The organism is Klebsiella sp. EMBS2024, assembly GCF_036233805.1.
Taxonomy (GTDB): domain Bacteria; phylum Pseudomonadota; class Gammaproteobacteria; order Enterobacterales; family Enterobacteriaceae; genus Klebsiella; species Klebsiella pneumoniae.
Window position 1 is genome coordinate 4,277,384 of record NZ_JAZARW010000001.1, and the last position, 13,793, is coordinate 4,291,176.

Annotated in this window: 12 protein-coding genes, 1 tRNA gene and 1 other RNA gene; 6 read left to right on the top strand and 8 right to left on the bottom strand. The window is 58.6% G+C overall.

The window, feature by feature from the left end:
• The 7 genes from VZP09_RS19560 to VZP09_RS19590 all read right to left on the bottom strand — a co-directional run.
• Positions 1-417 (bottom strand): helix-turn-helix domain-containing protein (locus tag VZP09_RS19560; protein WP_004171443.1); only part of this gene is annotated, 417 nt, incomplete at its 3' end.
• Between the two features lie 161 nt (positions 418-578).
• Positions 579-712, bottom strand: a non-coding RNA gene (locus tag VZP09_RS19565) — RtT sRNA.
• A 33-nt stretch (positions 713-745) separates the two neighbouring features.
• Positions 746-822 (bottom strand) — tRNA-Pro (locus VZP09_RS19570).
• Positions 823-941: 119 nt separating this feature from the next.
• Positions 942-2,336, bottom strand: a complete 1,395-nt coding sequence (locus tag VZP09_RS19575) for an ankyrin repeat domain-containing protein (RefSeq protein ID WP_048332064.1) — start codon at positions 2,334-2,336, stop codon at positions 942-944.
• A gap of 191 nt (positions 2,337-2,527) precedes the next feature.
• Positions 2,528-4,201: a kdo(2)-lipid A phosphoethanolamine 7''-transferase gene (eptB, locus tag VZP09_RS19580; protein WP_004152427.1), complete on the bottom strand. Its 1,674-nt coding sequence runs from the start codon at positions 4,199-4,201 to the stop codon at positions 2,528-2,530.
• A 242-nt stretch (positions 4,202-4,443) separates the two neighbouring features.
• Positions 4,444-5,649 carry an L-lactate MFS transporter gene (locus tag VZP09_RS19585; RefSeq protein ID WP_328795358.1) on the bottom strand — a complete coding sequence of 402 codons (1,206 nt, stop codon included), beginning with the start codon at positions 5,647-5,649 and terminating at the stop codon, positions 4,444-4,446.
• A gap of 241 nt (positions 5,650-5,890) precedes the next feature.
• Positions 5,891-6,472 (bottom strand): autotransporter outer membrane beta-barrel domain-containing protein, encoded by a 582-nt coding sequence (locus VZP09_RS19590; protein WP_072310930.1) that lies wholly within the window; start codon positions 6,470-6,472, stop codon positions 5,891-5,893.
• Positions 6,473-6,677: 205 nt separating this feature from the next.
• Here VZP09_RS19590 and tag point away from each other — a divergent pair, with 205 nt between their 5' ends.
• Together tag and VZP09_RS19600 are read left to right on the top strand one after the other, a co-directional pair.
• A complete protein-coding gene (gene tag, locus VZP09_RS19595) occupies positions 6,678-7,259 on the top strand; it encodes a DNA-3-methyladenine glycosylase I (protein WP_004145213.1) in 582 nt (193 codons plus the stop codon).
• On the top strand, positions 7,237-7,677 hold the full coding sequence (locus VZP09_RS19600; RefSeq protein ID WP_004173935.1) for an N-acetyltransferase: 441 nt from the start codon (positions 7,237-7,239) through the stop codon (positions 7,675-7,677). Before tag ends, VZP09_RS19600 begins: the two co-directional genes overlap by 23 nt.
• Here VZP09_RS19600 and VZP09_RS19605 read toward each other — a convergent pair.
• Positions 7,646-9,976: a molybdopterin guanine dinucleotide-containing S/N-oxide reductase gene (locus VZP09_RS19605; protein ID WP_004152428.1), complete on the bottom strand. Its 2,331-nt coding sequence runs from the start codon at positions 9,974-9,976 to the stop codon at positions 7,646-7,648. The genes VZP09_RS19600 and VZP09_RS19605 overlap by 32 nt on opposite strands.
• A 167-nt stretch (positions 9,977-10,143) precedes the next feature.
• Here VZP09_RS19605 and VZP09_RS19610 point away from each other — a divergent pair, with 167 nt between their 5' ends.
• The 4 genes from VZP09_RS19610 (at position 10,144) to VZP09_RS19625 (ending at position 13,726) form a co-directional block, all read left to right on the top strand.
• Positions 10,144-10,806: an OmpA family lipoprotein gene (locus VZP09_RS19610; protein ID WP_002921917.1), complete on the top strand. Its 663-nt coding sequence runs from the start codon at positions 10,144-10,146 to the stop codon at positions 10,804-10,806.
• Between the two features lie 103 nt (positions 10,807-10,909).
• The gene (locus VZP09_RS19615; RefSeq protein WP_002921918.1) at positions 10,910-11,926 is read left to right on the top strand and encodes a LacI family DNA-binding transcriptional regulator; all 1,017 of its coding nucleotides are present in this window, start codon (positions 10,910-10,912) and stop codon (positions 11,924-11,926) included.
• Between the two features lie 111 nt (positions 11,927-12,037).
• Positions 12,038-12,787, top strand: a complete 750-nt coding sequence (locus tag VZP09_RS19620; RefSeq protein ID WP_002921919.1) for a sugar phosphate isomerase/epimerase family protein — start codon at positions 12,038-12,040, stop codon at positions 12,785-12,787.
• A 3-nt stretch (positions 12,788-12,790) separates the two neighbouring features.
• A complete protein-coding gene (locus VZP09_RS19625; protein ID WP_002921921.1) occupies positions 12,791-13,726 on the top strand; it encodes a sugar kinase in 936 nt (311 codons plus the stop codon).
• Positions 13,727-13,793: the final 67 nt, after the last annotated feature.

The following is a 13,793-nucleotide window of genomic DNA, read 5'->3' on the forward strand; positions in this document are numbered from 1 at the left end:
GGAGAGTTTTTCCAGCTCTTTATCTGTCAGTGGTGGGATATTTTTTGGCTTTGTCATTTGTCCGGGCCGTCCGCATTGCATGTTTAAAAGACCTTCCGCTCCGGCATCGTTGTACACGTCGAGCCAGCGCCGGACAAGTATTTCTGCGGAGAGATTAAACCGGGCAGCCGCTTCACGCATCGTCAGGCGGTCACTGATAACCGCCCGGACGACCACGAGTTTAAATTCATCGGAATAATGATTATTTTTTGCAGTCAGGCCTTCTGCACCGTGGAACTGCCATGCCCTGACCCAGCGACGGACAGATGTTCTTTCAATACCAAAAAGGTCGGCTGTACTCTGTTCTCCGTCTTTACCGGACAAATAATGATTAACCACAGCCAGTTTTGTTTCAGGGGAATACTTTGGTTTAGCCATAAAACTGCACCTTACTCAGTTGGGTGTCCAACTTTTGGGGTGCAGTCCATNCGCTTGCGCGGGCCTACGAAACGCGAGTCGAACCTCCTGCCCCCGGAGGTTCTCATCCTCACTGGCCNCAGATGCAAAAAAGCCTGCTCATTGAGCAGGCTTTTCGAATTTGGTCGGTGATAGAGGATGACTCACCACTTCGTGGCTCGCCCTGCGGGCCGTTGCTGACGCAACGTTCTCTCGCTTCGCTCGAGTCGAACCTCCTGCCCCCGGAGGTTCTCATCCTCNCNGGCCNCAGATGCAAAAAAGCCTGCTCATTGAGCAGGCTTTTCGAATTTGGTCGGTGATAGAGGATTCGAACCTCCGACCCCTTCGTCCCGAACGAAGTGCGCTACCAGGCTGCGCCAATCACCGAATGCGGGGCGCATCTTACTGCTGGGATGCCTACCCGTCAATGCCTTATTTTCAAAAAATCGCTCAACCGGCGAGAAACTCAGCAGCCTGAGCAGCGAATCGCCGGTTGCTCAACGTTTTTAGCGGCAGTTAACCTCAAACGTTTTGCGATACTCGGATACCTTACATGTCACCGGCTCGCCGAGATAGGTCGCGCCCGCCGGGGTGAATGTAAACTCTCCCAGTAGCATCGTCAGCTCCCCCAGCTCCGGGCAGGATTGCTGATGACGCATAATATCCGGGCGGGTATCGTTATTCACCGCCCGGGCGATGTCGCTGTATGCCAGCTTGTCGGCAAAGGCATTAGCACAAAACTGCAGTTCGCTTTGCGCCATATGCGCGGCCTGCCCCTTCAGCTCGGCATGCTGTGCCAGCAGCAGCTGGCGAACCTCGCCGGCCCGGCTGTAGCCAATCGCCGTATAGCCGGCCTTATTGCTGAGGTTGACGCTGGCGCCAGCCGCAAGCAGCGCCTCGACATTGGCTTTATTATTCATTTTGACCGCTAGCATCAGCGGGCTGAGATCGTTGGCGGAAAGCTGGTCCACCTTTGCGCCGCGCTGCGCCAGCGCCGCGATCACCGCAGGCGCCCCCTGACCCGCCGCCACCTGCAGCGCCGTGAGTCCTTCACGGTTCGGCTTATCCACTTCCACCCCGGAGGCCGACAGCGCCAGCACCAGATCGGGATCATCCCCCGCCGCCGCCAGCATCAGCGGTGTGGTGCCGGATTTATCCGCCAGGCTGGTGTCCGCCCCGGCGTTGGCCAACGTCGTGATGGTTTCCGCCGATCGCGCGTGATCGACAGCGAGGAAAAAGGCCGATTCCCCGGACGCGTTGACAGCCTTCACGTCCGCGCCGTGCTTGAGGAGCAGCGCCACTATCTCGTCGACGTTCTTCTTAAACGCGCCGGGCGCCAGTTGTAACGCCATGTCTTCGGTCATCAGCGCGCGATTGCCCGTCGCCAGCGATTTCGCCGCCGTTGCGCCAACTATCTTGTCCAGCGTACTCTCCTCTTCGACAGGCGCATCGGGCTTTTTCATCGCCAGAATATGCTGATAGTCGTTTCTGATGTCCCCGCCGTCGGAGATGGCGGACATCAATGCCGTACTCTTGTCGATGGAGGTCTGATTCACCGACGCTCCCGCCTGGAGAAGATCGCCGATAATCGCGGTATCGCTGCCACGCGCCGCCGCCAGCATCAGCGCCGTGACGCCCTGGCGCGTCTGGAGGTTCGGCTTCGCCCGACGCTTAAGCAGCAATTCCACCACATCGCGACGATTTTCCGCAGCAGCGACCATCAGGCCGCTTACGCCGGTTTTATCCTGACCATCCACATCAATGCCGTTATCCAGCATGGCTGCGATCGTCGCTGGCGCATCGTATTTACAGGCCAGCAGGAACTGGCTGGTCTCTTCCTCAGACTGGCAGCCCGCGAGCATCATCAGGCACAGTAGGACCAACCCCTTTATCACCTTCATCCTTTCTCTCCATGAAAAGTTCATGCACAGGGGAAGCGAGGAAACAGGGGTAATCAAAGAAGAAGAGGTCACCTGCCAGACACGTCCACTGTGCGAAAAAAATCCCTCGCGCGGCGTCAGCCGGCGAGGGATTAGCTTATCCTGGGCTCAGGAAAGGAAAACAGACCCGAGAATCTGAAAACTATCGGGCCTTACTTTTTCCACCGGCACCAGTTGTTGTTCTCATTGATCCCGCCATCCGGCGAGGTATAGCCGAGGCAGCCCATAATGGTGTCGTACAGCTCGACGTGACGGCGCGGCACCTTCATCGCAGCCTGCTGCTGCAGATGGGCAAACGCGGCGGCGTGATCGGGATTTTCCAGGTACTTATCCGACATCCACACCATCATCGGCACGCGGAACTGCTCCGGCGGCGCCATCTTGCGCGGCGTACCGTGCAGGTGTTCACGCTCGTTAATCGACTCCCCGTGGTCGGCGGCATAGAACACAATCGCTTTCTTATCCCGCAGCTGGTCGAGGACGCTGACGATAAAGTGATCGACATAGGTCACGCTATTGTCGTAGGAATTGATCAGTTCCGCTTTCGAGCACTTGTTGTCGACGCCGACGCACTCCGGTTTCCACTGGGCGAAGCTGCGCGGGTAGCGTTGGGTGTAGTTAAAGTGGGAGCCTTTGGTGTGGAGAATGATCAGATGCTTACCGGAGGCGTTGCCCTGCGCCATACCGCGCTTCATCTCATCCACCAGCAGCATATCGTCAACGCTCTTACCGCGGTTGCGCGGCTCGGCGCCAATCTGCTCGCGGTAGGCGATATTGTTGGCCATCGTGTTGCTGTAGAACCACATCTCGCTCTGCATGGCGTACAGATTGCCGCTGAAGCCCAGCTGATGCAGCACGGCAAAGACATTCTGCTCTTTGAGCGTCCGCTGGGGGTTATCTTCCGCCCCGCCCTCGCGCACAAACATGCAGCGTAACGACAGTTTGGTAGCGGTATCGCACGAGTAACCGCGGAAGGCGACGAGATTCTTCTCTTTCTCCAGCTCTGGCGTGGTATTGCGGCTATAGCCGAGGATGCCCATATGGTCCCAGCGGGTCGTTTCGCCAATGATAAACACCACGTAGGTATCATCCAGACCTTCCGGCGCGACGTAGGTGAACTTCTTCGCCGGGTTAATCAGCGATTTGTTGTCTGAGGATTCATCCACCTGCGCCCAGGCGTACAGACCCAGCGCCGACAACCAGTTCGACGGCAGGTAAGAGTTGGCGATCACCCCGCCATAGCTCGGCATATCCACTTCCGAATGGCGCTCCACATCATGCTGGCGCAGCTCTAGCAGGCGGATGGGTCCCCAGACAATCAGTCCGGCCAGCACCACGATCAGCACGTTTTTAACCCGCTGGCCCGGGGTGCGCAGCTGGCGCAGCAGCGTATGGCGGCAGCGGTTGCTCCAGATGAACAGCAACGGCGGCGCGCTCACCGCCACCAGCCAGAGGATCAGGTGCCAGCCGATGACCTCTTTCGACAGGTCGATATCGGTGGTCATCACCGAAGCGATGATCCCGTAGCCAATCACCACATTGAGGAACGTCATGTAGTAACTCGCCGCGGCGGAAAACAGGACAATCAGCGTCGCCAGAATGCGCCAGATACGGCGGCCGAACAGCGACAGAAGACGTAACAGGAAGAAGGTGACAAATACCGTGGCAACCAGTTCAACAACACCGGAAAGCCCTTTCCAGAAAGTGAACTCTTGAGCATAACCATCGAAACGCCGGAAAAAAACGGCGACGTTCATAAACCAGCCGATGTACAGCGCCAGCCAAAAACTAAGCTTCTGCTGCGTCATCGTTCTAATATATTTCATGCAAGCAAACCTGGAAAAAGAAGAATAAAACACCGCCTGACGCTGTGGCACGAGTCAGTAGGCTAATAGGGTGCGTTAGGGTTGGTTATCAGAAACCTCTACAAACCGCGATAAGTAGACCACAGGGAACGAGAAAAGTATCAGGAGGGAATGTGATCCAGCCAAACATTTACAAAACATTTGGCTGGATTGGCACTATTTGCTTAGGGAAATAACCAGGGGCACGTTTCACGCTGCAGGTTTCAGGCGTGCGCCTCGTTATATACCGTGCTTTTCGGCTGACGAATGGTGGTGGATAACGCCAGCGAGAGGATCAGCAGGGCGAAGATCACGCAGAAGGTCACGTAGAAACCGCCGAACAGCGAAGCGATGAGAGAGCCGCAGATGCTGCCGATACCGAAGCCCAGATAAATCACGCCATAGTTTTTCGCCAGATTGTTCAGACCAAAGAACTCACTCACCAGCGACGGGAAGACGGTAATGGTGCCGCCGAAGTTAAAGGCGACGCAGGCGATGGCGGCGAAGAAGGTCAAGGCATTCAGCGGGGCGAACAGCAGCGCGGCCATCCCCACCAGCGACACGACCTGACCGATGGTAATCACGCGAATGCGGGAGATTTTATCAGACAGGATACCTAACACCAGGCGACCGCTGAGGTTCGCAATCGAGATAACCGTTACCGCGTTGGCCGCCGTGGCGACATCCAGGTGGACCATTCCCTGGGCAATATCCTTCGCTACGCCAATTACGTACAGACCGCTCATGCAGGCCGTCAGGAACATCACCGCCAGCATCCAGTACTGCGGTTTACGCATCGATTCGGCGAGGGTGAAGTCGTTTTCCACGACGCCGTTGGCCGCGGTGGCTGCCGGGTGATTTGGCGCATCTTTCATCAGGGTCGCGCCAAAGACGATCATCACCAGCACGATAGCGCCCCAGATAACGAAGGTTTTTTCCAGGCCAACGGTGGCCAGCAGGTGGGAATCAATGAATTTGAACCCCAGGCTGCCGAGACCATAGGAGCCAATGGAGAAGGCGGAGATCAGCCCTTTACGTTCCGGGAACCATTTCACGCAGTTCGACAGGGTCAGCAGGTAACCGGCGCCGTCCGCCAGCCCCACCAGCACACCCGCGCTCAGCCACAGCATCATCAGGCTGCTGGAGTGCGCGGTCAGGAAGAAGCCCAGGCCGAGCAGGATCCCGGAGGCCATGGTGACGCGCTTCACGCCAAAGCGCTCCTGCAGNTTGCCGGCGACCGACGAAGAGAGCGCCAGCCCGAGGCTCAGCAGACCAAAGGAAAAAGCCACCTGACTGACCGGCTCGCCCAGTTTGTCAGACAGCGAACTGTTAAACAGGCTCCAGGTATAAACCGAACCGAGAGCGAATTGGGTGATGATGGTGCCGATCAGTGTCAGCCAGCGGGTCGATTGACGGTTTGCAGCGTTCATAGCAGTTGTCCTGATAAATTAACTGCCGCCACAATAGCGAAGGCCCCTCATCCAGTGGGGGAAAAAGGCATGAACTGCCATCAGCGGGGAATGAAATGCATTAATGTTGGAATGAATGGCATTGCATAACATTCATTCCGTAAATTACAGGCAAAAAGTTAGCGTGCGCTATCTCACAGAAATGCGCCATTGCTGAGATTTAACAATAACCACATCGTTTCAAATGCGTAACAATTCCCGATTAAAAATTGGCGCTGACCCCCATCAAATAGAGCGTATTTTCCCCTGACGGCAGGTTATCCGCCTGCGACAGCGTTGCCCATGCCGCCACGTGGGATCCCAACCGCATATCAGCGCCCAGGGTGACATCGCTCCAGCCTCCCCCCCTGGCACGGGTCATCGGCGCCCAGACATCGCTGGCGAGCGACTGGTTATAGCTCACCTGCGCCCAGGGATGCACGCCCCACAGCGCCTGATAATCCATGCGCCAGCCGAGCGTGTTAACGTAGCCCGCCTCGCCTGCGTTTCTCACCGTCGGCGCGGTGACGTCGCTGCGCAGGCTGGCCACCGGCCCGGAGGTTACGCCGTTTGCCAGCGGATAATTCCAGCCAACGCTCAGGCCGCGGCCGCTGTCCGGCGGCGCCAGCCCCTGGTTTAACGCCAGCCCGCCGGGCGTCTCAGAGGACTTCATCCGCTCGGCGAGAATATCTTCATAACGTGGTTGGTGATCGCTATCCCATGTATAGCGTTCCGACGTATTACTTTTTGTATCGATAGCGATATATTCCTGTTGCCAGGCATTCGCTCCAGAGACACATGACACCCAGACGGATACGCTCGCCGGGATCAAGAACCCCCGGAGGCCATTGCATTTCTTTATTATCATTAATGCGACTCCAGAAAAGAGCCGAATCGGCAATATTGCTGTGTTTTTAGTGGGGATACGATTTCCCTGTATTAACTATTATCTTTATCTTTCAGCCGTCAAGGCGGGCGTCCACTTTTTTAGCGCAGAGGGAGAAACAGCTATGCAGCGTTGCGGATGGGTGAGTCAGGATCCGTTATACATCGAGTATCACGATACCGAATGGGGTGTGGCGCAAAAAGAGGGTCGCCAGCTGTTTGAAATGATCTGCCTTGAGGGCCAGCAGGCCGGTTTATCGTGGATCACGGTGTTAAAAAAACGGCAGAACTACCGCCAGGCTTTTCACCAGTTCGATCCGGTGCGCGTGGCGGCGATGGGTGATGACGATATCGAGCGACTCCTGCAGGATACCGGCATCATTCGCCATCGGGGAAAAATCCAGGCCATTATCGGCAACGCCCGCGCCTATCTGGCGATGGAAGAAAATGGCGAGTCGTTCACTGATTTTGTCTGGTCCTTCGTCGACAATGCGCCACAGGTGACCCGCGCTGCGACGCTGGCGGAAATTCCCGCCACGACGCCGGCCTCCGATGCGCTGTCGAAAGCATTGAAAAAACGCGGCTTTAAGTTTGTCGGCTCGACAATCTGTTATTCCTTTATGCAGGCCTGTGGGCTGGTCAACGACCATGTCACCGGCTGCTTCTGTCACCCTGGAGGTCAGGATGATCCGCAAGTGGGACACTGAAGATACCGCGCCGCTGCTGGCGCTGTGGCTGGACAGCACGATTCATGCCCATCCTTTTATCAGCGAAAGCTACTGGCGCGACAGCGTCGCGGTAGTACGGGATGTCTATCTTCCCGCCGCCAGCACCTGGGTCTGGGAGCAGGATGGCGAGTTAAAAGGCTTTGTGAGCGTGCTGGACTCCCGTTTCGTCGGCGCGCTGTTTGTCGCGCCGGGCGCCACCCGCCAGGGTATTGGCCGGGCGCTGCTGGATGAAGTCAAACAGCACTACGCCTGGCTGAGCCTTGAGGTTTATCAGAAGAACGAATCGGCGGTCAGTTTCTACCATGCGCAGGGCTTCCGGATTGAAGACTGCGCATGGCAGGACGATACTCAGCACCCGACGTGGATTATGCGTTGGCCGGCGGATCAAATGCCGTAAGCGGCAGCGCCGGGCCGGTATATTTCTCCAGCCACGCCAGGGCGGTGTTCCCGGCACAGCCGTTGCCCAGCCGGGATGTCGGAATATCTTTGGTTAAGACGTTCACCGCCCCGTTTTTGCAGATGCCGACCTGCGGATCCAGGTCGGGCCACGCTCCTTCATGCAGGCAAATCACCCCCGGGCGGATCCCCTCCGTCACCACGGCGCCGGCCAGCACCTGACCGCGGGCGTTCCATACCCGCACCAAATCGCCATCGACAATCCCGCGCGCCTGCGCATCCTGCGGATGAATAGTCACCGGTTCGCGCCCGGCGACGGCATAGCGCTCGCGCAGCGCGGTGTGGTTCAGTTGACTGTGCAGACGGTGGGCCGGATGGGCCGACAGCAGCTGCAGCTGCCCCGCCTCTGCGTTGCCATGCCACTCGTCGGGCTCCAGCCACATCGGATGCGGCGGACAGTCGGCGTAACCAAAAGCGGCGATGGTCGGCGAGTGGATCTCTATTTTACCGCTCGCCGTTTTCAGCGGGTTGGCCTGGGGATCGGCGCGGAAGGCGGCGAAACGCGCAAAACGGGCATTCTCCGGCTCCTCCGGCATCTCAATCAGCTGGTTAGCCTGCCAGAATTCGGCAAATGGCGGCAGCGTCACCTGCTGCTGGGCGCCGCGCCGGGCGGCCATCTGATAGAAAGTCTCCAGCCACTGCAAATCACTCTTCCCTTCGGTGAAGCGTTCGCGGCCACCCGCCTCCCAGCGTTCGCTGAGGTCGGCAAAGACCGCGAAATCGTCGCGCGCTTCATCTCGCGGGGCAACCACCTGCTTCATCGGCACCAGATGCTGGTTACTGTAGTCCCCGGTCATGGTCAGATCGTTGCGCTCAAACGAGGTGGTCGCCGGCAGGACGATATCGGCATGGCGCGCGGCGGCGGTCCAGAAGCATTCGGAAATGACGATAAGCTCCGGTTTCTGCCACGCCTGAATCAGTCGGTTGGTGTCCTGATGATGAGTAAAGTTGGCGCCGCCGGCCCACCAGATAAAGCGAATATCGGGAAAGCGCCGCGCCATGCCGTTGTGCTGATACTCCGCCCCCGGATTCTCCAGCGCCTCGACAATTCGTGCGACCGGGATCTTCTCCACCGCGTCCACGCCTCCGGCCACGCTCCCCTGCATCGAGCCCAGCACCGCCGCGCGGCGGGTCGGGTTGCCGCCGTTGGCAAAATGATAGGAAAGACCAAACCCGCCACCGGGGGTGCCGATCTGTCCCAGCATGGCGGCCAGAGTGACCAGCATCCAGTGTTTCTGCTCGCCATACTGCTGACGCTGCATGCCCCAGCCGGCCATCAGCATAGTGGTATTTTCGTGGAAAAGTTGCGCCAGTTCGCGGATTTTATCTGCTTTAACGCCGCAGATCGCTGCTGCCCACTCAGCGGTTTTCGCTACGCCGTCGCTTTCGCCGGTCAGATAGCGGGCAAAAATATCGTAGCCGCTGGTGCAGCGGGTAAGAAACGCATCATCCTGCCAGTCATTTTCCACCAGCGTATGGGCGATCCCCAGCATCAGCGCGACGTCGGTGCCCATATGCGGCGCGATCCACTCCATCGAATCGCCAAAGAAATCGACGGTTTCCGATCGCATCGGATCGATGCAGATCAGCCGCTTACCGCTCTGGCGCAGCCGATCAAACCACGGGATCCCTTGCTCGTCGGAGGCATTCCAGGCAATTTTCAGCGTGTTCAGCGGGTTGGCGCTCCACAGCACCACCACTTCGCTGTGCTCGAGCACCAGCGGCCAACTGGTCTGCTGCTGATACACCTCATTGCCGCCAACGACGTAAGGCATGATCGCCTGCGCCGCGCCGGTGGAGTAATCGCCAAGATGGCCGGTATAGCCGCCCGCCAGGCTCATATAGCGCTGCAGCAGCGTCGCCGCCTTATGCAATACGCCGTTAGAGCGCCAGCCGTAGGAGCCGGCAAAAATGGAGGCCGGACCGTAGCTGTCGCGGATCCGCCGATGCTGGGCATCGATCAGATCCAGCGCCTGCTCCCAGCTCACCCGCACGAATTCATCCTGACCGCGGACCCCCTGGGGCTTGTCCGGTGAAGCAAGGAAGCCTTTACGCACCATTGGATAGCGCACGCGGGTTTTGCTGTGCACCTGATCGCGCACTGCCGTTTGCAGCGAGTTGGCAAACGGTGTCGCCAGCGCGCCGCGGGAAGAGAGGACGTTTTCCCCGTCCGTTTCCACCAGCATCGGTCCCCAGTGGGCGGCGGTTAAGATGGTTTTGGTTGCAGATGAGGTTGGCAAGGGCGGCTCCTGGTCAGCGAATGCAGGTGTCATGACGGCGTGATGGGCAACCGTTCAATGTTATTTACAAAAAGAGATGGTATCCGGGGAATTTTCTCCGTAATCGCGCGTCATAATCAACCGTCACGTTCGCTGTGACAAAGAATAAAAAGGATTAAGGACATTAAATGAAAAAACGCGTACTTATGATTGCGGCGCTGGTCAGCGGCACTCTGGCCATTTCTGGCTGCACCACCAACCCCTATACCGGTGAACGTGAAGCAGGCAAATCCGGTATTGGCGCAGGTATTGGCTCCTTAGTGGGCGCTGGCGTCGGCGCGCTCTCCTCTTCCAAACATGACCGCGGCAAAGGCGCGCTGATTGGCGCAGCGGCCGGCGCGGCGCTCGGCGGCGGCATTGGTTACTACATGGACGTGCAGGAAGCGAAGCTGCGCGACAAAATGCAGGGAACCGGGGTCAGCGTGACGCGAAATGGCGACAATATCGTGCTGAACATGCCGAATAACGTCACCTTCGACAGCAATAGCGCCAACCTGAAGCCGGCCGGCGCCAACACCCTGACCGGCGTGGCCATGGTGCTGAAAGAGTATGAGAAAACCGCTGTTAACGTGGTCGGTTACACCGACAGCACCGGCAGCAAGGATCTGAATATGCGTCTGTCGCAACAGCGTGCGGACAGCGTCGCCAGCGCGCTCATCACCCAGGGCGTGGCGGCCAATCGCATTCGCACCACCGGCATGGGCCCGGCGAACCCGATCGCCAGCAACAGCACGGCGGAAGGCAAAGCGCAGAACCGTCGCGTGGAAATTACCCTCAGCCCGCTGCAGTAAGCGCAACCTCATGTCGCCCGGCAGCCGCTCTGCCGGGCAAAATGCTTGATATCGCTATTTTTCGCGCTAAGGTGTTGGCAGATTTTCAGCAAAGGAAGCCACCATGGCGAAAGCGGCGCGTGCAACTATCAGCGATGTGGCGAAAGCCGCAAAGACCGGCAAAACCAGCATTTCACGTTATCTTAACGGCGAGAAGCATCTGCTTTCCGACGACCTGTTATCACGTATTGAAAAAGCCATTGCCGAACTCGACTACCGCCCCAGCCTGATGGCCCGCGGCCTCAAGCACGGCCGAACCCGCCTCATCGGCCTGATCATCGCCGATATCACCAATCCCTACTCGGTCAACGTCATGAGCGGCATTGAAGCAGCCTGCCGGGAAAAGGGCTTCACCCTGCTGGTGTGTAATACCAATAACGAGCTCGATCAGGAGCTGCACTACCTGGACCTGCTGCGCAGCTACCAGGTGGAGGGTATTGTCGTCAACGCGGTCGGCATGCGGGAGGATGGTCTGAACCGCCTGCAGCAGTCGGCCCTGCCGATGGTGCTGATCGACCGTAAAATCCCCGATTTCGCCTGCGATGTGGTCGGGCTTGATAACGCCCAGGCCGCCACCACCGCCACCGAACATCTGGTGGAAAAAGGATTCGAGGCCATCCTGTTTCTCAGCGAACCGCTGGGCTCGGTGAATACCCGTCGCGAGCGCCTGAGCGCCTTTCGCGCCACGCTTGCCCGCCACCACGGCGTGGTGGCCGAAAACGCCGAGGTGCAGCTTAACGACGGCGCGATGCTGGACAACGTCCTGCGTCAGTTCCATGCCCGCCACCGCGGGATGCGCAAAGCGGTCATCTCCGCCAACGGCGCGCTGACGCTGCAGGTAGCCCGCGCCCTAAAGCGCGTCGGCCTGATCTGGGGGAGCGATATCGGCCTGCTGGGCTTCGACGAACTGGAGTGGGCGGAGCTGGCCGGCGTCGGTATTACCACCCTCAAACAGCCGACGTGGCAGATCGGCTACGCGGCGGTCGAACAGGTTATTCGGCGCATTGCCGGCACTAACGACCCCATCCGCGAACGGGTATTTTCCGGCGAGCTTATCGTCCGCGGATCAACCTCCCGTTAACGATCCTTCGTGATGCCGATCATAAATTAAACATCTCGCCCTTTCTTATGGAACCGATACCATCTAGCGTATTAAGAAGATTAAGCAACAAACGCCGGGAGTAAGAGCGCGATGGCCAGAAAAATTATTGTCGTTACCGCTGCGTATGGTAATGACCATGTTAAATCCTTAGGCGGGCAGGCCGCTGTCCTGCCGTTTATCGCCAACGCCGGCGCGGACGGCGTCGAAATCCGCCGCGAGCTGTGCAGCGCGGAAGAGCTCAACGCTCTGCCCTCGCTGGCGGCCACCATTGAGCGCCACGGCCTGCTGGCCTGCTACTCCGCGCCGCAGGCGCTGTTCACCGACAACGGCGAGCTTAACCCGGATCTCCCGACGCTGCTCGCGGAAGCGCAAACTCTGAACGCTCTGTGGCTGAAGCTCTCCCTTGGCCATTTCCTCCACAATCAGCAGTTGGATGAGCTGCGCGATATCCTCAGCGACAGCGGCATGGCGTTGGTGGTAGAGAATGACCAGACCGACTGCGGCCAGCTGGCGCCGATGCAGCGCTTCAAAGCCGCCTGCCGGGTCCATCAGCTGCCGATCACCTTAACGTTTGATATGGGCAACTGGCTGTGGGTTGGCGATTCGCCGGAAGAGGCGGCACGTCATCTTGCGCCGGCGGTCAGCTATATTCATGTTAAAGCGGCGGAGCCTCATCATGAGAAATTCCGCGCTGTACCGCCGGATCAGGCCGCCGAACGCTGGCTGGCCCTGCTCGATAATCTTCCCGCCGACGCGCCGCGTGGAATCGAGTTTCCGCTGACTGGCCATGACCTGACGGCCGTGACCCGCCGCTACGTCAACCTGTTACGCGAGGATTAAGTCGTGGAAAATTTAGATGTCATCACCATCGGCGAAGCTATGGCCATGTTTGTCGCCACCGAAACCGGGGATCTGGCCGAGGTGGAGCATTTCATGAAACGTGTCGCCGGCGCCGAGCTGAACGTCGCCACCGGCCTGGCGCGCCTGGGTCTGAAAGTCGGCTGGGTGAGCCGCGTCGGCAACGACAGCTTTGGCCGCTTCGTACTGCAATCGCTGGCGAAAGAGGGGATCGATAGCCACGCTGTGGCCATCGACAACCGCTTCGCTACCGGTTTCCAGATGAAATCGAAAGTCGAAAATGGAACCGATCCCATTGTGGAGTATTTCCGCAAAGGATCCGCAGCCAGCCATCTTTCGCCGGACGATTTTCGCGCCGACTACTTCACCAGCGCCCGCCATCTGCACCTGAGCGGCGTCGCGGCGGCCCTTTCTGAGAGCTCTTACGCGTTGCTGGAGCATGCGGCGAAGGTAATGAAAGCCGAAGGAAAAACCCTCTCTTTCGACCCCAATCTGCGCCCGGTACTGTGGAAAAGCGAAGCCGAGATGGTGGAGAAACTCAACCGTCTCGCCTTCCAGGCTGACTGGGTTTTGCCAGGCTTGAAAGAGGGCGTGATTCTTACCGGCCAGCAGACCCCGGAAGGGATTGCCGATTTCTATCTCTCCCGCGGCGTCAAGGCGGTAGTCATTAAAACCGGCTGCGACGGCGCCTGGTTCAAGAGCGCCAGCGGCGAACAGGGAACGGTCGATGCCATTAAAGTCGATAACGTCGTCGATACCGTCGGCGCCGGCGACGGCTTTGCCGTCGGGGTGATTAGCGCCCTGCTGGAAGGCAAAACCCTGCTTCAGGCGGTGAACCGCGGCAATAAAATCGGTTCGCTGGCGATTCAGGTCCAGGGCGACAGCGAGGGGCTGCCCACTCGCGACGCGCTGGGCGAGTAACTTTTCTACGCAACGATAACAGCCGTCCTGTACCCTACCTGCAGCGCGGCACAGCAGCGTCCGTTTC